A 23,073-nucleotide genomic window follows, 5' to 3' on the forward strand; every position below is an offset into this window, starting at 1 on the left:
AGTCATGTCTGTAAATTGATTTCTTAGCCAGTGGCTATAAAGGCCAGCTAAGTAGTATTTTGTGGATTGAGTTGTATGAAAATAGCTTGAAATCGTAACAAAATGTAAAGGATATGAATAGTGACTTCCATTCTTCAAAAGAATTGATTAGTTTTGCCCTCCCAAACAGAGGGGTGTCCGAGTGGTTGAAGGAGCACGCCTGGAAAGTGTGTATAGGTCTCAAGCTTATCGAGGGTTCGAATCCCTTCCCCTCTGCCAACAAGACAAATCTAGATCAGATTTGTCTTTTTTTATTTTAAGAAAGACTAAAACATTTGAAATCAATACATTTGTTCACATTAATCCGTTGAACTATGTACATTCCTGCCATCAATCAAGTGACAGATTTAGGTGAAATCATCGACTTTATTCAAAAATTTAGTTTTGGAACGATCATCTCCACGGTACAAGGTCGACCAGTGGCAACTCAACTACCTTTTGTTTCACATCTGAGCAATAATAAGATTATTTTGCGCGCACATTTTGCCAAAGCCAATAAACAGTGGAAGCATATTGCAGTTCAAGAAAGCTTACTTATTTTTCAAGAACCTCATGCTTATATTTCTCCTAAATACTATGAAAAGGAGCAAAATGTACCCACCTGGAATTACATGACAGTTCATCTGTATGGTAAGGCTAGAGTGGTGGATTCCTTGGAAGAAACGAAAGCTATTTTGGAAGAAAGCATTAATTTTTTCGAGAAGGATTATCAAGCACAATGGGTGAGTTTATCAGAAACCTATAAATCGAATATGATCCAGGGAATCGTCGCTTTCGAAATGGAAGTTTCTGAAATTCAAGCTAAAAAGAAAATAAGTCAGAATAGATCTGAAAAGGAGCAGGAACAAATTGCCCAAGCATTGTCGCAAAGCAACTTAAGCCACGAACAGCAAATTGCTGATTATATGAAAAAGAAATAGTTCGCTAGGCTGGAGACTTATTAATATAATTTTTTCATAAAAAAATTTGATTTTATTTACCTTGAAAGCAGACAAATAAGGTTTTTTATTTGGTGAAATTCGTTTACATTTATGCCAATTAATTAACCTATTTGAAAATGAAAAATAAAAATAACGATGGCTTAAATCGGAGGGATTTCCTTTCAAAAGCCAGTTTGGCCTTTGGTTCAATCATGATTGTACCTAGGCATGTACTAGGAGGTAAGCGTCCTGATGGAAGTTCATATCTCGCTCCTAGTGATGTACTTAATTTAGGATTTATTGGAACTGGTAAGCAAGGACGTGGATTGTCGAATTCTTTTTTGTCGACAGGCCAAGTAAGAATTAGTGCTATCAGTGAGGTTTACCAAGCGAAGGCTAATTTATTCTTGGACCGTGTCAAAGAAAATTATGCCAAGAATCCTTCTTGGGGAGCCTATGCTTCGATTCCCGTTTATCAAGATTATCGCGAATTATTAGCTTCTAAAAATGTGGATGCCGTTGTTATTGCAACCCCTGACCATTGGCATGCAGCCATGGCCGTTAGAGCTGCGGAAGCGGGAAAGGATATTTACTGTGAAAAACCGCTATCATTGACAGTGAAAGAAGGCCGAGCCATGGTGAATGCAGCGCGCAAACACAAGCGAGTATTTCAAACCGGAAGTATGCAGCGTTCCTGGCCGGAGTTTCGTCAAGCAGTAGAATTAATTCGTAACGGCTATATTGGAGAAGTGAAATCCATCAAAGTTAATGTTGGCCCTCCACCAGAGGCTTATCAATTACCTGCTCAAGCAATTCCGGAGGGATTAGATTTTGAAAAATGGTTAGGGCCCAATGAAGCTGTTGCTTTTAATGCGGAATTAGCTCCACCAATTACACAAGATGTATTTCCCAATTGGAGAAAATACAAGGAATTTGGCGGAGGCGGTATGACGGATTGGGGAGCGCATATGTTTGATATTGTGCAATGGGCATTGGATATGGATCAGTCTGGACCTGTGAAAGTAAGTGCTCCACAAGGGAAAGATCAGCCTTATTTAACCTATACCTATGCCAATGGTATTACCATGACTCATCAACCATGGGAATGGAATAGTGGGGTGGAATTTGTAGGTACAGAAGGTACTTTACGTAGCGCCAGAAAAAAACTGGAGACTTCTAAGCCAGAGTTGAAAGATCGCGTTATAGGGCCAAATGAAAAGCATGTGTATAAAAGTGAAAACCATTATGTAGACTTTATTCAAGCTATACGTAATAGAACTATGCCAATTTGTGATGTAGAAGTAGGACACCGAACAGCTTCCGTTTGTAACATTGGAAACATTGCTTATGCTGTGAATAAATCTTTGGAATGGAATCCGAAATCGGAGAAATTTAACGATGCAGAGGCTAATGCATTATTAGGAAGAAAATTGAACAAAACTTGGGGAATTAAAATTTAAAAAATGAATATGAAAAAGATTGTATTGACAATGATGTTAGGCCTTTTGGCTTGTAACGTAGGTTTCTCTCAAAAAGGGAAATGGGTTGAATTATTTGATGGTAAAACCTTAGACGGTTGGAAGGCAAGTGAAAGACCGGAATCCTTTCGGGTAGAAGATGGTAATTTAGTGGTGGAGGGAATGCGTGCGCATTTATATTATGATGGGGCATTTAATAACCATAATTTCAAGGATTTTGAAGTTCAAGCTCGTATTATGACTTTTCCAGGAGCAAACTCCGGATTATATGTACATACGGACTTTTTGCCTAGCGAATGGCCTAAACAAGGTTATGAGATTCAGGTAAACAATTCTCACACAGATTGGAGAAGATCGGCTAGTTTATACAATGTAGTGGATGTAGCCGAGGTGTACGTGAAGGATAATGAATGGTATGACATGGTAGTTACGGTTAAAGGAAATCGGATTGTGACTAAAATCAACGGAATCACAGTAGTGGATTATACGCAACCAGCTAGTCCTTTACGAAATAAAGGCCAGGAATTGCGACTAATAAAAAATGGGACCATCGCTATACAAGCACATGATCCCAAATCTAAAGTAATGTATAAGTCGATTAAAGTTCGACTTCTATAAATCTACTGCTTCACCATAGGCTGCTTCTGTTGCACCTTTAAATGCTTCAGAAATGGTCGGGTGAGGGTGTACTGACTTCATTATTTCATAAGCAGTACTTTCTAATTTACGAACGACCACTGCTTCTGCAATAAGTTCTGTTACGTTGTAACCGATCATGTGAGCACCAAGCAATTCACCGTATTTAGCATCATAGATAACTTTTACAAAGCCATCGCGAGCACCAGCTGCGGTGGCTTTTCCTGATGCGACAAATGGGAATTTCCCTACTTTGATGTCGTATCCAGCTTCCTTAGCTTTCTTTTCCGTCATACCCACTGAAGCAATTTCAGGAGTACAGTAAGTACATCCTGGGATATTTGTATAATCTAAAGCTTCAGTTTTATGTCCTGCAATTTTTTCTACACAAATGATCCCTTCCGCAGAAGCAACGTGCGCTAATGCTGGACCAGGAGTAACATCACCAATAGCAAAATAGCCTGGCATATTGGTTTCGTACCATGCATTTACAGGAATTTTACCTTTGTCAACGATGATACCAACTTCTTCTAAACCTATATTTTCTAAGTTAGCTATTACACCAGCTGCCGATAAAACGATATCACATTCGATTTCCTGATTACCAGTTGGAGTTTTAATTGAAACTTTGCAGGCTTTTCCTTTGATATCAACTTTCTCCACACTTGAATTCGTCAAGATATCGATACCCATTTTTTTGTATTGCTTAGCCAATTCTTTGGATACATCCTCATCTTCAACAGGAACCACGTTAGGAAGGAATTCGACAATGGTTACTTTGGTTCCCATGGCGGCATATACATATGCAAACTCAACTCCAATAGCTCCAGAACCAATAATTACCATCGAATCAGGTCTTTTACTTAGGCTCATTGCTTTGCGGTATTCAATTACTTTTTCTCCATCAATCGGGATATTAGGTAAAGCTCTTGCACGTGCACCAGTTGCAATCATCACGTTTTTTGCTTCGTAGATGGTTGATTTGCCGTCAGCATCCGTTACTTCTACTTTTTTTCCAGGCTTGATTTTTCCAAAACCCATGATCACATCGATTTTGTTCTTTTTCATCAAAAACTGAACGCCTTTACTCATGCTATCCGCAACTCCACGTGAGCGTTGAATCACTGCCGTAAAATCTGCTTCAGCACCCTTTACCGTAATACCATAATCAGCAGCATGTTTAATGTATTCAAAAACCTGAGCAGATTTTAAAAGTGCTTTTGTGGGGATACAACCCCAGTTTAAGCAGATTCCACCTAGAGATTCTTTTTCCACGACTGCACATTTTAAGCCTAATTGAGAAGCTCGTATCGCGGCTACATACCCTCCCGGGCCTGATCCTACCACGATTAAATCGTATTGTTGCGCCATTGTATTGCTTGAATTAAATGAATTTGTCCGCAATTTAGCACAAAAGCGGGTATATTTGTAGCTTAATTACACATTTAGGTATGACAAAAGACAGGTTCAATGACCTGAAAGCCAGAATAGAGGCTTTAAGGAGGTATCTTTGACTACGATCACAAAAAATATTTGATTTCGGAATTGGAAACAGTGACCATGGATCCCGAGTTTTGGAATAATCCAGACAAAGCGGAAAGTACCATGAGAGAAATGCGGGGCTTGAAATTTTGGACGGAGGGTTTCGACAAGCTTAAATCTTCCATGGATGATTTAGAAACCATTTGGGAGTTTTATGAGTCAGGTGATGCGACTGAAATGGAGGTTGATCAGGAGGGGGCCAAATTAGAAGAAAAGCTAGAAGCTTTGGAGTTTCGTAAAATGATGTCAGAAGAAGGCGATCAAATGAGCGCCGTCTTAGAGATCAACGCGGGAGCAGGTGGAACAGAGTCGCAAGATTGGGCGAGCATGTTGCTGCGCATGTATTCCATGTGGGCAGAAAAGAATGGTTTCAAAGTTCGCTTGGTGGATTCCAATGATGGAGATGTTGCGGGTTTAAAATCCGTGACCATCGAAATAGAAGGGGAATTTGCCTACGGAAATTTAAGGTCTGAAAATGGCGTTCATCGTTTAGTCCGAATTTCACCTTTTGATTCCAATGCTCGTCGACATACCTCTTTTGCCTCTGTGTATGTCTATCCACTTGCTGATGATTCCATTGAAATTGATGTGAATCCAGCAGATATTGATTGGGATACTTTTCGTTCTGGAGGTGCTGGAGGACAGAATGTCAATAAGGTGGAAACGGCAGTGCGTTTAACCCACAGGCCATCGGGTATTATTATTGCTTGTCAGCAGGAAAGATCACAATTACAAAATAAGGAAGTGGCTTTACGTTTATTGAAATCAAAATTATACCAAATTGAGATTGATAAGCGAAATGCGGCAAGAGCTGAAGTAGAAGCAGGTAAGAAAAAAATTGAATGGGGTTCTCAGATCCGAAGTTATGTATTGGATGATAGACGGGTAAAGGATCATAGGACCAACCATCAAACCTCGAATACGGATGCTGTCTTAGATGGAGAACTCAATGAGTTCATTAAGGCGTTTTTGATGGGGAATTAAATACCAGATTGCAATAGTTTGATCTTATATCAATCGGATTCAGGAGGATTTGGGAGAATTCAGGGGGATTCGAGTAGATTCGGGGTGGTTCAGGTAGATTCGGGGTGGTTCAGGTAGATTTGACAACTTTTTAAAAGTTGTCAAATCTAAATGTCAAATCAAAATTACCGAACGGCCTTATTTTTTTGTTGTAACTTCTTGATTATTTTCTTCTAACTGCTGAAGAAATTCAACTAGTTTATCTTTTGCTAATGAAAGTGCTAAAGCGATGGCATACGATTTAATGGCCCCGCCTAGGAAAGAACCCCCTTCTTTAGTTTCTAATTTTGGTTTTTTCTCAGATCCAGAAAGGAAGGAATACAATAAGTAGGAACCCAATAATACACCACCTATGAGTAATGCTTGGCTACCCTTTTCTTTGATTTGTTGTTTTATTTCACCGACCTCTTCTGAGAGTTCTTTTTCATAGGTCTCTGCTTGGGCGATTAATTCTTCTTTCTTACTTTTTGCTCGGCTCATGATTCGATATCTTCTTCAGTTTCTTGAGGGTCAATTTCTTCAACTGCTTCTTTCTTATCTTGTTTTTTCAGATTGCTTAGTAAGATTAAACTAACTATTGTACTGAAACCCGCCACAATCAAATAACCCCAATAAGCACTTTTTAACCATTCATTTAAAAAGTTAGCTAGGCCCATTAAGGCAAAAAACAAGGTAATTAATACCGCAAAAGCCGTTAAGAAAAAGGTAAATATTCGAGTCAATAGTTCTTCGATTCGTTCTTGGATGTCTAACTTCACCAATTCGAATTGTGTCTTGAGGTAATTACTCAAGAGATCGATTAACCTATTGTTATCGAAAAACCCCATTTACTTTTGTTTAAGTTTAGCCTCTATCGAATGTTGTGTGTGAGGAACTAAACGCAATCTCTCTTTGGAAATTAATTTGCCACTTTCTACGCAAATTCCGTAGGTGCCATTTTTAATTCGCATAAGTGCCTTTTCTAGGTTACCCGCAAATTTTTGCTGACGAACGGCCAATTGGTTCATGTTTTCCTTTTCAGCAGTATCCGCACCGTCTTCCATTACTTTGGAATTACCCGCAGTATCATCTGTGCCCGGATCATTTTTTTTACTTAACGTTTCTCTCAAATACGTTAATTCGGCTTTTGTTTCTTCTAGTTTTTTCAGGATAATATCTTCAAACTCCTTTAATTCTTCAGCTGAATACCTTTGCTTTTCTTCGTTTCCCATGTTCTAAATAATGCTTAATCTGAATGTTGAATAAATATTTTGCTCTTGCAAGTATTTGTTAATCAGTGATTTAGTTTCGTTTCTTATAATGGTAGCACAAATATAAATTTAACTATTTGAAATAGATAATTATTACCACAAATTGAATTTAAATTTTTAAGATCGAAGACTCTTTTTCCATTGAGATAGTCCTCTGATAGCCAGAAAGATAAACAGGATATAGAGTAAGCTAGTTCCCCATAATGCTTTTTGAACGTACATCAGCACATAAATGATGTCTATGAAGATCCAAAGAATCCAATTTTCAATTTTTTTGTTAATAGCTAACCAAGTGCCAAAAATACTTAGTCCTGTTAATGTGGCATCCAAATAAGCAAAAGAAACCCAATTAGTTAGACGGCTATGTAGGAATCCAACTACCAAACCATAACTAATAGCTAATGTGATTCCCAGCATAAGTAATTGTTTACTACTTCTTTCAGCTTTCCAATGGCTGTCTTCTTTTTTCCATTGGTAAAAACCATAAATTCCCATGACAATAAAAAAACCTTGTAATTCCATATCGGAATACAAGCCCTGATGGTAAAAAAGTATGCCAAAAAGAATGGACCCTAAAATGTTCCAAATCCAAGCAGCCAACTGCTGTTTGATAGAAAAATAGACTCCCAATAGGGAGCAAATAATGCCACTAAACTCCCAGATATTATTTTGAATCCATTGAATGATCATGTTTTGGGCTTATTTTTTTCAAAGTAGGCACAAAAATGACTGATCTGGCAATTAGAGCACATCGGTTTTCTAGCCAAACAAGTGTATCGGCCATGTAAAATTAACCAATGATGCGCCCGTGCTATCACTTCATCAGGAAGGTTTTTAACCAAGATTTGCTCCACTTTTAATGGCGTAGTGGCTGTTTGTGGCACCAATCCTAATCTTCTTGATACTCGATAGACATGCGTATCCACAGCCATGGCAGGTTGGTTGTAAATCACCGATGCGATAACATTGGCTGTTTTTCGGCCTACTCCAGGAAGTGTTTGTAAATCGTCTAAGGATTCTGGAACTTCTCCTTGAAATGCATCCATTAATTTTTGACCTAAACCCAATAAATGCTTCGCTTTATTATTCGGATAAGAAACAGACCGAATGTAGTTGAATATTTCATCGACACTGGATTCTGCTAATTCTTTAGGACTTGGGAATCGTTCGAAAAGAGCTGGTGTCACTTGATTGATCCGTTTGTCCGTACATTGTGCAGATAGTACCACAGCCACTAATAATTCAAAGGGATTACTATATCGTAACTCGGTTTCTGCCTCTGGAAAAGAGCTGGAAAAATGATCTACAAATGCTTGAAATCGTTCTTTTCTTTGCATGAAAATGACTTTCTACAAAGGTAAGAAAAATTTCAAGGCTGAATGCCCATCCATTAGGATTGAATGGGCATCTGATGCTTTGAATAAGCTAAAATAGCTTCTATGGTTCTACTAGGAGGTTCTAGTAGGGCATTGTCTAATGACAATTTGACCTTTTGGAGGGAAGCCAATTCCGATTGGTCTTCCAAGCTTAAAACAGTTGAAAACCCGGGTAGGGGTTCGTAAAGAGTTTTGACTAGGTCATTTGGGGTAAAGTTTTGCGTCATAGGCATTCTCTTGTTTTTCTAGCATTTTTCTTAGGTTAATCAATGCATAACGCATTCTACCTAAGGCCGTATTGATGCTAACGTGAGTTTGTGCCGCTATTTCTTGGAAACTTAATTCTTCGTAATGACGCATCACAAGGACCTCTCGTTGTTCATCAGGCAGTTTTTTAATTAATTCTCTGATATTAACGATTTGATCCTCTTTTAATTGTATCTCCTCTGCAGAATCTTCTGCAAATTCAAAACTGTTGAATACTTTAGATCCATCTTCCAAGACAATAGTCGGATATCTTTTGTCTTTCCTGAAATAATCGATGGCTAAATTATGTGCTATTCTAACTACCCAAGGCAGAAATTTGCCCTCTTCGTTGTAACGGCCCGACTTCAATACATCAATTGCTTTGATATAAGTTTCCTGCAAAAGATCTTCTGCGATGTAGCGATCTTTAACGATTAAGTATAGGGTCGTGTAAACTTTTGATTTGCTTCTTTTAACCAACGTTTCAAACGCTTGGTCATTGCCTTGGATGTACGCTGATACCAACGCTGCATCGTTAACTTGATTTTTGATCATAAAAATTCAAAATTGTTAACGTAGAGTTTTATCTCATGCAGGGTCTCCTATTGTTTGGTTGGCGAATTGATTTCGGTTCAAAAGTAAATAAAACTTTTATAAATCAAAACGCTTCATCGCAAATGATATAAAATTTTTAATATTTTTTTTTGTCATTTCAAGCTTACATGAGTTATGCAAGCATCATTTTTTATTAGATTTGTCAAACAAACCAAAATTAATACCCAATGAAAAAAATTAAAAATATTGCCATTGGACTATCGTTGGCATTTTTTGCTTTTACGGCTGAGGCGCAGACAGCTGTATCAGATTATGCTGGTAATTATAAATTACAAGATAATCCTTATGTGAAGTCAGTGAAATTGACTCCCAAAGATGGAAAATTAGTCATGTCTGCCGAAGGTTTTCCTGATTCAGAATTAGCTGTAGGTAAAAAAGCGGATGAATTTGTGTTGGAAAGTATGGGCGCAACCATCACATTTGAACGTGTAAATGGTCAAGTGAGTGTGATTAAAATTGATGCTCAAGGACAAGTTTTAGCTGGTCAAAAGGAAATGACAAAATCAGCTGGAGATGAATATGCTGGTTCATTTAAAATGGCAGAGAATGAATATGTGAAGAAAATTTTAATTGCTGCAAAAGAAGGAAAGCTTTTCTTGACTTCTGATGCAGGTGGTGCTGAGCCAGCAGAATTAAAACCTTCTAAAGATGCCGATGTATATACAGCAACGATCCAAGGTTATGATGCAGATATTATTTTTTCTAGAACCGATGGAAAAGTAGCTGCCATCAAATTATCAGTAGCTGGTGGCGCTGTAGTTTTGACAGGCCAAAGAGATTAATCGTAAGTTACGAGTTAGTGAAAAGGGGCAATCCATCGATTGCCCCTTTTTTATCAATAAACTGATAAGCTAGTCAAATCGAACAATAATCTAAGGTGCTGTTTATTAGGCACTTGTGAAAGTTGATTCTTAAAAATTGATTTGTATCAATTTTATTTCTTGATTTAACGCAAGATGTTTTACTTTAATTATGCTCAATTTTGCATTACAAGGAACAGGAAATCAGCAAAGGCTGATTAGCTGATGATTAGCTAGGTATTCTTTCGGAATATCTAACCGCTTTTAATCTAGAATGATGAATTTTTTAGGTTCAATCATTTTTAATGGATGTTTTTGTTGTTTAAAGGACGCTTTAAATAACAGAAATGTCCTAAAGTAATTGTCTTTTATAGAGCTGAATCGTGTTTTCCAATCCATAATATAAAGCATCACAAATTAAGGCATGCCCAATGGATACTTCATCCAAAGGCTGAACATTGGCTTTAAAAAATGCCAAATTCTCCAAACTTAAATCATGGCCTGCATTTACTCCTAAGCCCAACTGATGAGCCTTAAAGGCTGCTTTTCTGTAAGAGGCAACTGACTGAATAGGTTGAGTTGGGAATTCCTCTGCAAAAGGTTCCGTATACAGTTCAATGCGATCAGCCCCAGTGGTTTTGGCAGCCTCAACCATTTCTAAAATCGGATCCACAAAAATAGATGTACGAATACCAGCCGCTTTGAATGGGGCAATTAATTGAATCAATACATCTTGATGTTTAACCGTATCCCAGCCATGATTGGAGGTAATTTGACCAAGAGCATCGGGCACTAATGTAACTTGCTCAGGTCTAACGGCCAGCACTAACTCAACAAACTTCGCTTCCAGAGGATTACCCTCAATATTGAATTCGGTTTGTATGACTTTTTTTAAAGCATAGACATCTGCATAGCGAATATGTCTTTCATCAGGTCTAGGATGTACCGTGATCCCTTCTGCTCCAAACCGTTCGCAATCTAAAGCCATTTGGATCAAATCCGGATTATTCCCTCCACGCGAATTTCGGAGAGTAGCAATTTTGTTAATGTTTACGCTGAGTCTAGTCATATCATAAAAAAGGCCGGATAAACCGGCCATTCTATTAAATTAATTGATGCTTGGCCAAATATTCCGCTATTTGCACGGCATTGGTCGCGGCTCCTTTTCTTAAATTATCTGCCACAATCCATAAATTTAATGTATTAGGCTGAGTTTCATCTCGACGAATTCGTCCCACGAATACCTCATCTTTTCCATGAGCTGTGATTGGCATAGGATACAAGAAGTTTTTCGGGTCATCTTGTACAATCACCCCTTCTTCTTGTGCCAATAAACTTCTTACCTCATCTAAATCAAAATCATTTTCAAATTCAATATTGACAGATTCGGAGTGACCACCTATGGTGGGAATACGTACCGTAGTAGCTGTTACCTGAATGGAATCATCCATCATGATTTTTTTGGTCTCATTGACCATTTTCATCTCCTCTTTGGTATAGCCATTATCTAAAAATACATCGATATGCGGCAATACATTCAAGTCTATTTTATGAGGATAAACTTTGTCATATTCTGTTTTACCAGCACGCTCATTGAATAATTGATCTACAGCAGCTTTCCCTGTACCCGTAACAGATTGGTAAGTAGAAACCACCACACGCTTAATTTTATATTTTTTATGCAAAGGGTTCATCACTACCACCATTTGAATGGTCGAGCAATTAGGGTTTGCAATGATTTTGTCTTCAGGAGTCAAAGTAGATGCATTGATTTCCGGAACCACCAATTTTTTGGTTGGGTCCATTCTCCATGCGGATGAATTATCGACCACAGTAATACCCGCTTCTGCAAATTTAGGAGCAATAGCTAAGGAAGTTCCTCCACCTGCCGAGAAAATAGCCACATCAGGTTTCATGGCAATAGCAGTGTCAAAACCAACAACCTCGTATTCTTTGCCTTTAAAACTAACTTTTTTGCCGATTGAGCGCTCCGAAGCCACGGGAATTAATTCGCTAACCGGGAAATTTCTTTCCGCCAATACTTTCAAGATTTCGCCGCCAACTAAGCCTGTGGCGCCCACTACTGCAACTTTCATTGTATAATCGTTAAAATTGATAATTCCATGCTAATCCCAAAGAAGCCCCAGAGCTTCCATGAGAATTGATTTGCAAACTGATTTTACTATCTGTTTGCGCTAACTCATTATAGCGTTTCAATGCTTTCTTGAAATGCTTGATGCTCACTGTGCCTAGGTATAAGTTAAGTACAGCAGCACTACCCACCACTGACCAATATAAGCCGTCTGATACCTGTCCTTTACTCAAAAATGTATATACAGAAAATCCTGTGGTGAAAGCAGAAATAATTTCTACACTTCTTTTTTGACGTTTGTAGGTCAAAAACTCATAACTCACTTCAGGGTCTCTTGCCTCCAATAAAGGAATTTGCAAGGCCAATGGGCTTTCTATAATTTGTCTTTTATAGGTATACTTTTTGTTCCAACCGCCTTCTGTCTGTTCAATAGGATATAACTTCGGTTTTACTTCTTCTTGCCCCATTAAAGTTAGGGTCATGAAACAAACGTAAAACATCATTAATAGCCTGATTTTCACAGAAAAATGTTTATTGGAACGCAAAATTAGGGCTTATATCTCGAACAAGAAAGGAATTTTTGGACTAATTCAATGAATGGTATAAAGTCTTTCATAACTGATGACGACATCCAAGGGGATATCAAATGCATGAAGATCATCAATTTGAGGAACTGGACCCTCTAAGCTTAAGCCGATTTTTAAACAGTTTGGCTGGCATTGTGACAAAAAGCGATCATAAAACCCTTTACCAAACCCGACCCGATGACCCAGTAAATCAAATCCAATGAGTGGGACTAGAACAACTTGTATTTCGTTTGGCTCTATTTTTTTTGCCGTTATAGGGTCTGGTTCTAGGATGCCCCAGGCCGATTTAATCCAGGAAGTTTTTTCATACACGATGTAGGCCGACATTTTTCCTTCACCTTCTACTCTGGGGAAAGCCAATTGGAATTCATAAGGAGGATGGGTGATGGTTTCATGAATAGGCAGTGTATCGACTTCCCACTTTCCTTCTATTGATTGAAAACTAAAAACAACTGTCCCCTTTGGAAGGGATTTAAGATAGCTTATTACCTGTTGATGTAATTGTTCATTTCGCATTTGCCATTCTTCCTGAGTCCAGGATTTTCGAAGGGCAAGGTGTTTATTTCTTATTTCAAGCTTTTTCATATATCGACAAGCAACAAATTAGGATAAATATGGCATAAAATCCAAAGAAAATGACCTGCTATCTAAAACAGATTAATTAGATAAGGAAGGAAATGATATTACGATTTCAGCCCAAATTTTACTATTTTTGCCTCAATTTTGCCTAGCTTATACTATTAAATCCCCTTTATACGTGAAATTCAAGGAATACAAAAATTTAGATTACGCGCAAGTTGCCGATGAGATTTTAAATTTCTGGAATCAAGAGCAGATTTTTGAGAAATCGATTTCCACACGTGCTGGTCATCCAAGCTTTACATTTTATGAAGGTCCTCCTTCTGCTAACGGTACTCCTGGGATTCACCACGTCATGGCGCGCGCCATCAAAGATATTTTTTGTCGATACCAAACACTAAAAGGGAAACAAGTAAAACGCAAGGGTGGCTGGGATACACATGGTCTGCCAGTGGAATTGCAAGTGGAAAAAGAATTGGGTATCACCAAGGAAGACATTGGTAAGAAAATTAGTGTTGAAGAATACAATCAAAAGTGCCGTGAAACGGTCATGAAATTCACGGGGCAATGGAATGATTTGACAGAAAAGATGGGTTATTGGGTAGATCTTGAAAATCCCTATGTGACTTATCAAACCCCCTATATTGAAAGTGTTTGGAATTTGTTAAAACGCCTGTACGACAAAGGATTGTTGTATAAAGGTTATACCATTCAACCTTATTCACCTGCAGCGGGTACTGGTCTTTCTTCGCATGAATTAAATCAACCGGGCTGTTACCGTGATGTGAAAGATACTTCCTTAACGGCTCAATTTAAAGCTATTCAGAATCAAAAATCCCAATTTTTGTTTGAATTAAGTCAAGGAAATTCAGTGTATTTATTGGCTTGGACTACCACTCCTTGGACTTTACCATCCAACTCAGCCTTGACGGCTGGGAAAGGAATTACTTATGTGCTTGTTAAAACCTTTAATCCTTATACTTTTCTTCCTGTTCATGTAGTACTTGCTAAGGATTTGGTACTCAAATATTTCAATTTTCTTGCCTTAAATGGAGATTTCGAAGAATATATAGCTGCTGATAAAAAACCTCAAGCCATTCCTTATCAAATCATGGGAGAATGTAAGGGAGCGGATTTAGAAGGAATTGAATACGAACAATTGATGCCTTACGTTCAACCCGCTACACCAGCATTTCGAGTTATTTTAGGGGATTTTGTGACGACCGAAGATGGTACGGGTATAGTTCATACGGCTCCAACTTTTGGTGCAGACGACTTCCGTGTAGCTCAGCAAAATGGCATTCCAGCGATTATGGTCCTAGATGTCAATGGTAAAGAAGTGCCATTGGTGAATCGGCAAGGGAAATTTGTAGAAGAAGTGAGTGATTATGCATTAGAGCCTGTTAAAGAAGCTTACCTGACCGAAGAAGAGAAGGAACAAGCAAGAATCAAGCAAGGAAGAGATAAGTATTTGTCCGTGGATGAGCGGATCGCCATTCAATTAAAAACGGAAAATAAAGCCTTTAACGTACAAAAATTTGATCACCCTTATCCACATTGCTGGAGGACGGATAAACCTGTTTTATACTATCCTTTGGACTCATGGTTTATCAAAACCACGGCAGTCAAAGATAAATTGATCGCTTTGAACCAAACCATTCAATGGAAACCTGAATCTACGGGAACAGGTCGATTTGGTAACTGGCTAGAAAATTTAGTGGATTGGAATCTATCACGCTCCCGTTATTGGGGTACACCTTTGCCTATTTGGAGAACAGAAGATGGTTCTGAAGAGATTTGTATTGGATCTTTGGAACAGTTGACTTCTGAATTGGAAAAGGCTTTAACTTCAGGTAAATTAAATGCTGAGCAGGTTAAAGGTAATCAAGATTTTATAGCTGCGATACAAGCAGGCACGGCTGATCTTCACCGTCCTTTTGTGGATCAAGTGTATTTGGTAAGTCAATCAGGTGCTGTCTTATCTCGTGAATTGGATTTGATTGATGTATGGTTTGATTCAGGAGCTATGCCTTTTGCCCAATGGCATTATCCATTTGAGAATCAAGAGGTATTTAAAGAATCATATCCTGCTGATTTTATTTCGGAAGGCGTTGATCAAACCCGTGGCTGGTTCTTTACATTACATGCTATTTCTAGTATGGTAGAAGATTCAGTAGCTTTTAAAAATGTCGTCTCTACGGGTTTGGTTTTGGATAAAAATGGAAATAAAATGTCCAAGCGATTGGGTAATGCCATAGATCCATTTGAAACCTTGAAAAAGTATGGAGCTGATCCAACACGTTGGTATTTGATTACCAATGCCCAACCTTGGGATAACTTAAAATTTGATTTGGCTGGTATTACTGAGGTGAGAAATAAGTTTTTTGGCACATTAACCAATACCTATAATTTCTTTGCTTTATATGCTAATTTGGATGGTTTTGATCCCAAGGCAAATCCATTAGAAGAAGCTAATTTAACAGAATTAGACCGTTGGGTATTATCCAAATTGATGCATTTGATTCAAGAAGTAGACGAAGCCTATGCCTCTTATGAGCCAACCAAGGCGGGTCGTGCCATTCAAGATTTTGTGTGTGATCATTTGTCGAACTGGTACGTAAGACTTTCAAGAAGAAGATTCTGGAATCCAGAGTCTACCGAAAAGGAAATCAACCCAGACAAGCAAGCTGCTTACCAAACATTGTATACTTGCTTAGAAACAGTAGCTCAATTGATGTCGCCAATTGCACCTTTTTACGGGGATTGGTTATTCAAGAATTTAAGTAATAAGGAATCTGTTCACTTGACAGATTTTGTTCAGGTAAATCCTGCTTGGGAGAATCCAGCATTGGAGGCATCCATGGACTTAGCACAGCGCATTTGCTCTTTGGTACACTCCATTCGTAAAGTGCATAAATTAAAAGTACGTCAGCCATTGACTCAAGTGTTGGTTCCTGTTTTACAAGAGCAGGTTCGTGACCAAATTCGTCGTGTGGAAGATTTGATTAAATCGGAAGTAAATGTCAAACAAGTCAATTATTTGGACGATGCTGCTGGTGTATTAAGTAAAAAAGTGAAGCCAAATTTTAAAGCATTAGGACCTAAGTTTGGTAAAGATATGAAGTCCGTAGCGGAGGCAATTAACTCCATGACGGCAGAAAACTTGCAAGTGTTGGAAGCTCAAGGTACTATTTTGTTGAGTAATTTTTCCATTGAACTAACAGATGTGGAAATTTTAACGGAGGATATGCCAGGCTACCTAACAGCCAGCGATTCTGGGTTAACGATTGCTTTGGACAGTCAATTGAGTCCATCTTTAGTACGCGAGGGTATGGCACGTGAATTTGTTAATCGCATCCAAAATCTTAGAAAGGATTCAGGATTTGATGTAGTGGATAAAATCAACATCGACGTGTTGAAGGGAGATGTGGCTTGGGAAGAAAGTATTCAAGAATTTGGGGCCTATATCTGTCAGGAGGTTCAAGCATTGAGCATCAATTGGAAAGAGAGTTTAGATCAAGCATCTGAAATTTCTATGGATGATACAACTTTATCCGTTAAGGTGACGGTTCATAAATAAGAAGCTATGGTATTCAATTCCTTGCAGTTTTTAGTCTTCTTTGGAATTATTACCAGTGCTTATTTTTTATTACAACCTAAGTTTCGTTGGTTCCTGCTTTTAGCGGCCTCCTGCTACTTTTACATGGCTTTTGTGCCCATGTATTTAGGGATATTGGGGTTCACCATACTTATCGATTATTTTGCTGGAATCTATCTAGAACGCTTCCAAGGATTACAAAAAAAGCTATTCTTGGCGGTAAGTTTGGCCGCCAATATTGGAGTTTTGGCTATTTTCAAATACTATCATTTCATAGACCAAAATATCGTTTGGCTATCTGAGCAATTGGGGACACACATGCAGCTCCCTGTGCTGGAAATGATTTTGCCCATCGGATTGTCCTTTCATACCTTTCAAGCCATGAGCTATACCATTGAAGTATATCGTGGACATCAAAAAGCAGAAAGAAATTTTGGGATTTATAGTTTGTACGTGATGTTTTACCCTCAGTTGGTAGCAGGTCCTATTGAACGTCCTCAAAATTTGTTGCATCAATTTTATGAAGTTCACAACTGGGATTGGAACCGAGTAAAATCAGGACTATTGCAAATGGCAGCGGGTATTTTTAAGAAGGTAGTCATCGCTGATCGCTTGGCTCTGTTGGTGGATCCTACCTACGCACAAATAAGTAATCAATCGAGTGCTGCTTTGGCACTAGCCGCATTCTTTTATTCCTTTCAAATTTATTGTGATTTTTCTGGATATTCCGATGTGGCCATCGGTGCAGCGCGAGTCATGGGATTTAAATTGATGGATAATTTTAATGCCCCTTATTTTGCTAAATCTTTGCCTGAATTTTGGCGTCGCTGGCATATTTCTTTATCTACTTGGTTCAAAGATTATGTGTATTTTTCCTTAGGAGGAAACCGTGTTTCAATTCCCAAATGGTATTTGAACATCATGTTGGTGTTTGTATTATCTGGAATTTGGCATGGCGCCAGTTGGAATTTTGTCATTTGGGGAGCATTGCATGGTCTTTTTCAAGTTATTGGATTAAGTATGAATCAAGTATTTCCTAGTTTAGCCGCGGAGGCACAAAAGCAGGTTTGGGTACAGTGGGCATATCGTTTATTGACTTTTGTTTTGGTGACTTTGGCCTGGGTATTTTTTAGATTAAAGCATTTTAGTGAAGTGAAGCAGTTCTTCCAAACACTATTTATGGGCAAAACAGCAGGTTTACCACTTGCCTTGAACTTCCCTGAAATTGTTTTGTCCATCGGCTTAATTATTTCCTTATGCTGGTGGGAGTATCGTCAAAGAATAGTAGGCAGAACTCAAGCATGGCCATTTTTATTTCAGTTTAGTCTATTGGCCTTAGCCATTTATTTTTTAGGCGTATTTAGTTTAAAACAATTTATCTACTTCCAATTCTAATATGCGTCGACTAATTGCCCTTTTAATATTTATTTTCTGTTCCACTGTACTCATGATCAGTAGTTCGGAAAAAGGTATGCATTGGATTACTCAAGGACGATATGCACGCAATGATGCTTGGGGAGCAGATAAATACCGTTTTGGAGATTTATATGGGATTTCCTATTTGTCGGATTTTCGCATAGCTAAGGACAGCCATTTATTGGCCGTACCCGATAAAATGGGTAATGATTTGCGCGATTATGATTTAACCATTTTAGGAGATAGTTATTTATACAGTTCTTTTCAAGTGCATCCTGCTTATTTCAATCGGGTGAATTCTGTACAAATGTATCGATGGTCAGATAGCCTGCAGCACCTAATACCAACTAAATCCACGCGGAAAAAAGTATTGTTAATCGAATGTGTAGAAAGAAACATGTGGGACCGTATGAATCTGGCTGATGCTAGATTACGTCTTGATGTCCAACAAAAAAAATCGTTGCCTGTTGATAAGTCAACCAAGCAAATACTCATCAATCAATTGGATCGATTTGATGCAGGAGTAAAGCGTGCCATATATCATCCAACGTTGGAATCTAATTTGGATTTTGTCTTGTTCAATGTTGGTTTTTTGGGATGGATCAAAGAGCTTAAAGCGGATTTCACTTGGAAGGCTTTAGGTAGAACAAATCCAGATGTACAAGTTTCTCATGATGGTCAATTTCTTTATTTAGAAGAAACGCTTAATCCCCAAAAAAGAGGATCTTCATTCAGGCTTATTAAGAAAGAAGAAATTGATAGGATGGTAAGTCATCTTCAAGCAATAGAATCCTATTATCTGTTGCATGGATACGATCAAGTGATATTTTCTCTGATTCCCAATCCAGTTGCAGTCTTAGAAACGGAAACTAAAGCCCTGAATTTAGCCATTCAAATAATCATGCAGCACCCTCAAAGGCATGTCAAAATAGTAGATCCTAGTTTTTCATTGAAACAACAAGCTACTATGAATTTTTACCGATCTGATTCACATTGGAACTTGCGTGGTGCTCAAATTTGGTTGAATGAATTCAATCAAGTACTCAGCAAGCTGCCTTAATTATTTTGGGAACTGACTTTTGTCTAGTTTAGGAAGTAAGTGCAAAGCATTTTTATAATACACTTTTTTCAATACCTCATCTGGTAATCCTAGGCCATAAATACGCCAAAATGCATGTCTTTTGCGGTAATACGGGAAATATTCGTCTTCTGTTTCCAATAATCTGAAATAGGTATAATATTCTGATGTGTTCCAAATATCTTTTCCGAATAAGACCCGATCTTGGTATTGAATCATGAATTTTCGGGCATTTTTCGGTTGTCTTCCTAATTCATGAATAACCGCTCCTATTTCCGTATACATGTTGGGATAAGTGTCTAATAAGCGCCCCAATTCTGCTAAATCATTGCCTCTCCAAGCGAGGTGGGCCGCAATGAATTTGGTTTTAGGGTGCTTGCGGATGATGTCGGTCAGTTCATCCATCACGACCTGCCACGAAGGGTATTTAGAGGATGGGCGCGCTCTCCCTGGAAATTGTTTTAATTCTAACCAACGCTCATTGGTTTTATCATGAACATCAAAGAAAGAAATAGGCTCACCAGTATGGATTAAAACGGGGATATTCAATTCCCCACATTTTGCCCAAACAGGATCCAATCTAGGGTCATTGGTGGCTAGTCTATTTCCTTTGGAATCTTTAACTTCTAAACCGAGATCCTTATAAATTTTCAAACCCATAGCACCTGCTTTTACTTCTGTTTCTAGGGCAGCTACGGTTTTGGCAGTCCAATCAGGACTATCGATATTGGCAAAACTCAAATTGGTAAAAACCACCACACGGTTATTGGTTTTTTCTAAGCCTGCACGAGCAGATAGAGCTAAATATGCTGTTCCTGCGGCTATATCAGCACCACGTTGTGAACCTTTTCCACTTAGATTTACCATGACCTTCATATTAAGGCTATCCATTTGTTTTAATAGATAAGCCAAATCTTGATTGGGCATGTTGAATTGGTGATTGTGAATATCAATGAAGGGATATTTAGCTTTTTTGATGTGATGCTCTGGAACTTTTAATGTAGAAACAGGGTCATATTCTTCGAAACTCATGGTTTTTTCTTGAGCCAACAAAGAGCCACTTAGTAGTAATGTGCAGAACAATAGGTATTTCATTTGATTCATTATTTTAACGAATCTATTCAATTCTGCTCAAATACAGCGCATTTCATTTAAAATTTTGAAAAGGATTCGGGGTATTTCGGTATATTCGAACTTTTATGAAATACCTCTATTCAATACTTTTAGTTTGCTTACTTTCCTTTTCACTGTTTGCGCAGGAAAATGGGAAAAAAGCCAAGAAGGAAAGCGCCGCTTTTTCTCCTGCTCGAGCAGAAGAGTGGATGGCTGAAGGTATGCGCCATTATTTAAAAGAGGATTATGATGAGGCTATATTAGTATGGGAGCAACTTTTGGCAGAAATGCCACAGGAAGCATCTATTTCATTTTATTTGGCCAAATGTTATCTAGCACAAGGTAAATCCATCAATGCCTTAAAGTTTGCACAAAAGGCCAATGAGCTTTCTCCCTACTCCTTAGATTATGGATTGATGTATGGCGATTTATTATTGCAAGAGAGGAAATCCAAAGAAGCTATTGCCTGCTTTTTGAAATTAATTCAGTATGACTCCATGCAACCTGATGTGAATCTTCGATTAGCTCAGGCTTACCTATGGAATAACCAAGGTGACGAGGCCTTGAAGGCATTGAAATCTGCAGAGCCATGGATTGGGGATTTTCCAGAAATAATACGAACCAAGCAATACATATACTTGAAGAATGAGCAGTGGGAAGAAGCTATTCAGGAAGGGGCGAACTTTGTAGCCAATAACCCTGAAGAGCCCTTGTTTGCTTGGGAACAAATGGAATATTGGTGGCATTTAAGTACTTGGAAAGGTGCTAAAATCGCATTGGAACAGTTGTCGGTAGATTTTCCCAATGATGGACAAGTAGCCTTATTAAATGCCAATGTACGGGTTCATGAAAAGAATTTTGCAGCATCGCTTTCCTATTTAGAGCGCTGTTTAGCCGATTCTGATATGCACATTGAACTGTTCAGTCAAGTGACCTTACAAACCTTTGAATTAATGTCTGGTCAAGGAGACTGGGACAAAGCCTATGCTTTTCTACAAAGGGCTGTAGCTGCTTTTCCCAAAGAGCCTCGATTTGTGGCCATGCAAGGAGATTTATGGATGAGTATTTCCAAGTTTCAAGAAGGTCAAAAAGCCTATATCAAAGCGGCACGAAATGGGGGAGGGAAGTTTGAGGTTTGGACTAGAATTATTCAATTGGACTTTGAGATGAATGCTTTAGATAGTGTCTTAGTGCATTCAAAAGAAGCTTTAGAAGCTTATCCCAATCAAGGATTTTTGTGGTTTCAAATGGGTTTTGCCCAATATATGCAGGGAAAGAGCAAAGAAGCACTAGCTTCTTTTGAGTCAGCTATTCCTTATGTACAGGAGAAAGATACTTGGTATATACAATTATTTGCCTTGATGGGGGATGCCTATCATGCCTCGGGGAATTATCGGGATTCTGATATGAGTTTCGAAAAGGTGTTGGCTAAAAACCCAGAGGAAGAACATGTACTAAATAATTACAGCTATTATTTATCATTAAGAAAAGAAAAGCTAGACAAAGCCGCAAAAATGGCTAAAGTATTAACAGATAAATTCCCCAAAAATGGAACTTATTTGGATACATATGCTTGGGTTTTGTATCAGCAAAAGGAGTATTCCAAAGCTTTGCAATACCTAGAATTAGCGCTGAAGGATGAGAAGCAAAATAGCTCAACGGTTTGGGAACATTATGGAGATATCCTGTTTCGCTTAGGAAGGTTGGAGGAAGCGATGAAGGCTTGGGAAAAGGCAAAAAATTTAGAGGGAGCTAGTCCAAATTTATTTAAAAAGATTGAGAAGAGGCAAATTATCGAAAATTGAGATAATTTTGTGTTGTAAAAAAAATCACATGCCGCATTTAAGCCACGGGAAAAATATTTTACTTGTTTTTTTATTCATTCTTTTTCAATCCTGTGGGAAAAAGGTTGGGACTCCATCGGTGGAAACGGTAGCGGTAATTGATACCATCATAGCCATGGATACAACGACATTAATCGAAATTAAGCCAGCAGTGGTGGAAGTTCAACCAGTAGTGGAGGAACCCAAAGTTCATACTGAAGATTTGAACTTCAATTACCTAAAGGCAAAGTCAAAGGTTCTTTGGAAGACAAATTCCAATTCAGATACCTATACCGTGGATATTCGGATGAAAAAAGACAGTCTGATTTGGATGAACATTTCTGTATCTATGATCACTGGAGCCACCGGGATTTTTTCGAAAGATCGAGTACAGTTTTTTCATAAAATCAATAATGAGTATTTTAACTTGACTTATGATAGTTTAAGTACCAAAATGGGTTTTAAAATAAACTATGAAATCTTACAATCTTTAATTGTGGGGAATCAACCCTTTAAGAAGAAAAATTCTAGGGTAATTCGAGAAAATGAAAATTATATTTTGAAACAAGATGAAGGTCGCATTCAAATTGATAATTATGTGGGACCTAATAGAAAGCTGAAAAAATTGCTGGTCAATGATGGCCCTACAGAAAATAAATTGACGTTGGATTATGAAGATTTTGCGACAATAAACCAGTTTTTATTCCCTTTTTCAAGTCAAATTACGTTAGATGTGAAGGACAAGGACAATAAAGTAGTAAAAACGCTCATTAGTATCAAGTATTCTAAAGTTGAATTGTTAGAAAGTCCTTTAGAATTTCCTTTTAAAGTTCCTGCTAAATACCTGAACAAATAAATCCTA

The 23,073-nt window shown here is 38.1% G+C and carries 22 protein-coding genes and 1 tRNA gene; 11 read left to right on the top strand and 12 right to left on the bottom strand.

Going from position 1 to position 23,073, the window contains the following annotated elements:
* Positions 1-167 precede the first annotated feature (167 nt).
* From U0R11_RS02785 to U0R11_RS02800, 4 genes are all read left to right on the top strand, one after another.
* A tRNA-Ser gene (locus U0R11_RS02785) sits at positions 168-258 on the top strand.
* A gap of 95 nt (positions 259-353) precedes the next feature.
* Complete coding sequence (locus tag U0R11_RS02790) at positions 354-959, top strand: FMN-binding negative transcriptional regulator (RefSeq protein WP_406749692.1); 606 nt, start codon at positions 354-356, stop codon at positions 957-959.
* A gap of 137 nt (positions 960-1,096) precedes the next feature.
* On the top strand, positions 1,097-2,419 hold the full coding sequence (locus tag U0R11_RS02795) for a Gfo/Idh/MocA family protein (RefSeq protein ID WP_406749693.1): 1,323 nt from the start codon (positions 1,097-1,099) through the stop codon (positions 2,417-2,419).
* Between the two features lie 9 nt (positions 2,420-2,428).
* Positions 2,429-3,055, top strand: a complete 627-nt coding sequence (locus U0R11_RS02800) for a 3-keto-disaccharide hydrolase (RefSeq protein WP_406749694.1) — start codon at positions 2,429-2,431, stop codon at positions 3,053-3,055.
* Here the strand turns inward: U0R11_RS02800 and lpdA are convergent.
* Complete coding sequence (lpdA, locus tag U0R11_RS02805; protein WP_406749695.1) at positions 3,050-4,444, bottom strand: dihydrolipoyl dehydrogenase; 1,395 nt, start codon at positions 4,442-4,444, stop codon at positions 3,050-3,052. The two genes, U0R11_RS02800 and lpdA, sit on opposite strands and share 6 nt — an antisense overlap.
* Positions 4,445-4,524: 80 nt before the next feature.
* Here lpdA and prfB point away from each other — a divergent pair.
* Positions 4,525-5,599, top strand: a protein-coding gene (gene prfB / locus U0R11_RS02810) for a peptide chain release factor 2 (protein ID WP_406749696.1) whose coding sequence is annotated in 2 segments (ribosomal slippage) — positions 4,525-4,584 and positions 4,586-5,599 — 1,074 coding nt in all. Because the reading frame shifts where the segments join, the coding sequence is not laid out codon by codon here.
* A 177-nt stretch (positions 5,600-5,776) separates the two neighbouring features.
* Here prfB and U0R11_RS02815 read toward each other — a convergent pair.
* The 6 genes from U0R11_RS02815 to U0R11_RS02840 form a co-directional block, all read right to left on the bottom strand.
* Positions 5,777-6,118, bottom strand: a complete 342-nt coding sequence (locus U0R11_RS02815) for a hypothetical protein (protein ID WP_406749697.1) — start codon at positions 6,116-6,118, stop codon at positions 5,777-5,779.
* The gene (locus tag U0R11_RS02820; RefSeq protein WP_406749698.1) at positions 6,115-6,465 is read right to left on the bottom strand and encodes a phage holin family protein; all 351 of its coding nucleotides are present in this window, start codon (positions 6,463-6,465) and stop codon (positions 6,115-6,117) included. Before U0R11_RS02820 ends, U0R11_RS02815 begins: the two co-directional genes overlap by 4 nt.
* On the bottom strand, positions 6,466-6,849 hold the full coding sequence (locus U0R11_RS02825; protein ID WP_166374506.1) for a TraR/DksA family transcriptional regulator: 384 nt from the start codon (positions 6,847-6,849) through the stop codon (positions 6,466-6,468). It abuts the gene before it with no gap.
* Between the two features lie 156 nt (positions 6,850-7,005).
* The gene (gene pnuC / locus U0R11_RS02830; RefSeq protein ID WP_406749699.1) at positions 7,006-7,578 is read right to left on the bottom strand and encodes a nicotinamide riboside transporter PnuC; all 573 of its coding nucleotides are present in this window, start codon (positions 7,576-7,578) and stop codon (positions 7,006-7,008) included.
* Positions 7,575-8,225 (bottom strand): endonuclease III, encoded by a 651-nt coding sequence (gene nth / locus U0R11_RS02835; RefSeq protein ID WP_406749700.1) that lies wholly within the window; start codon positions 8,223-8,225, stop codon positions 7,575-7,577. Before nth ends, pnuC begins: the two co-directional genes overlap by 4 nt.
* 240 nt (positions 8,226-8,465) lie before the next feature.
* Positions 8,466-9,065, bottom strand: a complete 600-nt coding sequence (locus tag U0R11_RS02840; protein ID WP_406749701.1) for an RNA polymerase sigma factor — start codon at positions 9,063-9,065, stop codon at positions 8,466-8,468.
* A gap of 227 nt (positions 9,066-9,292) precedes the next feature.
* Here U0R11_RS02840 and U0R11_RS02845 point away from each other — a divergent pair, with 227 nt between their 5' ends.
* The gene (locus U0R11_RS02845) at positions 9,293-9,907 is read left to right on the top strand and encodes a class I SAM-dependent methyltransferase (RefSeq protein ID WP_406749702.1); all 615 of its coding nucleotides are present in this window, start codon (positions 9,293-9,295) and stop codon (positions 9,905-9,907) included.
* 370 nt (positions 9,908-10,277) lie between these two features.
* Here U0R11_RS02845 and U0R11_RS02850 read toward each other — a convergent pair whose 3' ends face one another.
* From U0R11_RS02850 to U0R11_RS02865, 4 genes are all read right to left on the bottom strand, one after another.
* Entirely contained in the window at positions 10,278-10,994 is a 717-nt protein-coding gene (locus tag U0R11_RS02850; RefSeq protein ID WP_406749703.1) for a pyridoxine 5'-phosphate synthase, read from the bottom strand.
* A gap of 34 nt (positions 10,995-11,028) precedes the next feature.
* Positions 11,029-12,021, bottom strand: a complete 993-nt coding sequence (locus tag U0R11_RS02855; RefSeq protein WP_406749704.1) for an aspartate-semialdehyde dehydrogenase — start codon at positions 12,019-12,021, stop codon at positions 11,029-11,031.
* A 10-nt stretch (positions 12,022-12,031) separates the two neighbouring features.
* Complete coding sequence (locus U0R11_RS02860; RefSeq protein WP_406749705.1) at positions 12,032-12,499, bottom strand: hypothetical protein; 468 nt, start codon at positions 12,497-12,499, stop codon at positions 12,032-12,034.
* Between the two features lie 108 nt (positions 12,500-12,607).
* Positions 12,608-13,189 carry a 5-formyltetrahydrofolate cyclo-ligase gene (locus U0R11_RS02865; protein ID WP_406749706.1) on the bottom strand — a complete coding sequence of 194 codons (582 nt, stop codon included), beginning with the start codon at positions 13,187-13,189 and terminating at the stop codon, positions 12,608-12,610.
* Between the two features lie 172 nt (positions 13,190-13,361).
* Here U0R11_RS02865 and ileS point away from each other — a divergent pair, with 172 nt between their 5' ends.
* From ileS to U0R11_RS02880, 3 genes are read left to right on the top strand one after another with little or no spacing between them, the layout of a single operon-like run.
* Positions 13,362-16,763 (top strand): isoleucine--tRNA ligase, encoded by a 3,402-nt coding sequence (ileS, locus tag U0R11_RS02870; protein WP_406749707.1) that lies wholly within the window; start codon positions 13,362-13,364, stop codon positions 16,761-16,763.
* A 6-nt stretch (positions 16,764-16,769) separates the two neighbouring features.
* Positions 16,770-18,176 (top strand): MBOAT family O-acyltransferase, encoded by a 1,407-nt coding sequence (locus U0R11_RS02875; RefSeq protein ID WP_406749708.1) that lies wholly within the window; start codon positions 16,770-16,772, stop codon positions 18,174-18,176.
* 1 nt (position 18,177) lies between these two features.
* Positions 18,178-19,257, top strand: a complete 1,080-nt coding sequence (locus U0R11_RS02880; RefSeq protein ID WP_406749709.1) for a hypothetical protein — start codon at positions 18,178-18,180, stop codon at positions 19,255-19,257.
* Here the strand turns inward: U0R11_RS02880 and U0R11_RS02885 are convergent, their stop codons facing one another.
* The gene (locus U0R11_RS02885) at positions 19,258-20,370 is read right to left on the bottom strand and encodes an amidohydrolase family protein (RefSeq protein ID WP_406749710.1); all 1,113 of its coding nucleotides are present in this window, start codon (positions 20,368-20,370) and stop codon (positions 19,258-19,260) included.
* 104 nt (positions 20,371-20,474) lie between these two features.
* On the opposite strand from U0R11_RS02885, the gene U0R11_RS02890 reads away from it, so the two are divergent.
* Both U0R11_RS02890 and U0R11_RS02895 read left to right on the top strand, forming a co-directional pair.
* Positions 20,475-22,193, top strand: a complete 1,719-nt coding sequence (locus U0R11_RS02890) for a tetratricopeptide repeat protein (protein ID WP_406749711.1) — start codon at positions 20,475-20,477, stop codon at positions 22,191-22,193.
* A gap of 28 nt (positions 22,194-22,221) precedes the next feature.
* Positions 22,222-23,067 carry a DUF4292 domain-containing protein gene (locus U0R11_RS02895; RefSeq protein ID WP_406749712.1) on the top strand — a complete coding sequence of 282 codons (846 nt, stop codon included), beginning with the start codon at positions 22,222-22,224 and terminating at the stop codon, positions 23,065-23,067.
* Positions 23,068-23,073 lie beyond the last annotated feature (6 nt).

Origin of the sequence: Aquirufa salirivi, assembly GCF_045310485.1 — a bacterium.
In the GTDB taxonomy this organism is placed as follows: Bacteria; Bacteroidota; Bacteroidia; order Cytophagales; family Spirosomataceae; genus Aquirufa; species Aquirufa salirivi.

Excerpts from the sequence above, each read along its gene's own strand:
- U0R11_RS02815 (WP_406749697.1), bottom strand. The coding sequence starts at position 6,118 with ATGAGCCGAGCAAAAAGTAAGAAAGAAGAATTAATCGCCCAAGCAGAG.
- U0R11_RS02875 (WP_406749708.1), top strand. The coding sequence starts at position 16,770 with ATGGTATTCAATTCCTTGCAGTTTTTAGTCTTCTTTGGAATTATTACC.
- U0R11_RS02885 (WP_406749710.1), bottom strand. The coding sequence starts at position 20,370 with ATGAAATACCTATTGTTCTGCACATTACTACTAAGTGGCTCTTTGTTG.
- U0R11_RS02850 (WP_406749703.1), bottom strand. The coding sequence starts at position 10,994 with ATGACTAGACTCAGCGTAAACATTAACAAAATTGCTACTCTCCGAAAT.
- U0R11_RS02840 (WP_406749701.1), bottom strand. The coding sequence starts at position 9,065 with ATGATCAAAAATCAAGTTAACGATGCAGCGTTGGTATCAGCGTACATC.
- pnuC (WP_406749699.1), bottom strand. The coding sequence starts at position 7,578 with ATGATCATTCAATGGATTCAAAATAATATCTGGGAGTTTAGTGGCATT.
- U0R11_RS02820 (WP_406749698.1), bottom strand. The coding sequence starts at position 6,465 with ATGGGGTTTTTCGATAACAATAGGTTAATCGATCTCTTGAGTAATTAC.
- nth (WP_406749700.1), bottom strand. The coding sequence starts at position 8,225 with ATGCAAAGAAAAGAACGATTTCAAGCATTTGTAGATCATTTTTCCAGC.
- U0R11_RS02860 (WP_406749705.1), bottom strand. The coding sequence starts at position 12,499 with ATGACCCTAACTTTAATGGGGCAAGAAGAAGTAAAACCGAAGTTATAT.
- U0R11_RS02795 (WP_406749693.1), top strand. The coding sequence starts at position 1,097 with ATGAAAAATAAAAATAACGATGGCTTAAATCGGAGGGATTTCCTTTCA.
- lpdA (WP_406749695.1), bottom strand. The coding sequence starts at position 4,444 with ATGGCGCAACAATACGATTTAATCGTGGTAGGATCAGGCCCGGGAGGG.
- U0R11_RS02800 (WP_406749694.1), top strand. The coding sequence starts at position 2,429 with ATGAAAAAGATTGTATTGACAATGATGTTAGGCCTTTTGGCTTGTAAC.
- U0R11_RS02865 (WP_406749706.1), bottom strand. The coding sequence starts at position 13,189 with ATGAAAAAGCTTGAAATAAGAAATAAACACCTTGCCCTTCGAAAATCC.
- U0R11_RS02895 (WP_406749712.1), top strand. The coding sequence starts at position 22,222 with ATGCCGCATTTAAGCCACGGGAAAAATATTTTACTTGTTTTTTTATTC.
- U0R11_RS02880 (WP_406749709.1), top strand. The coding sequence starts at position 18,178 with ATGCGTCGACTAATTGCCCTTTTAATATTTATTTTCTGTTCCACTGTA.
- U0R11_RS02890 (WP_406749711.1), top strand. The coding sequence starts at position 20,475 with ATGAAATACCTCTATTCAATACTTTTAGTTTGCTTACTTTCCTTTTCA.
- U0R11_RS02790 (WP_406749692.1), top strand. The coding sequence starts at position 354 with ATGTACATTCCTGCCATCAATCAAGTGACAGATTTAGGTGAAATCATC.
- U0R11_RS02855 (WP_406749704.1), bottom strand. The coding sequence starts at position 12,021 with ATGAAAGTTGCAGTAGTGGGCGCCACAGGCTTAGTTGGCGGCGAAATC.
- U0R11_RS02845 (WP_406749702.1), top strand. The coding sequence starts at position 9,293 with ATGAAAAAAATTAAAAATATTGCCATTGGACTATCGTTGGCATTTTTT.
- U0R11_RS02825 (WP_166374506.1), bottom strand. The coding sequence starts at position 6,849 with ATGGGAAACGAAGAAAAGCAAAGGTATTCAGCTGAAGAATTAAAGGAG.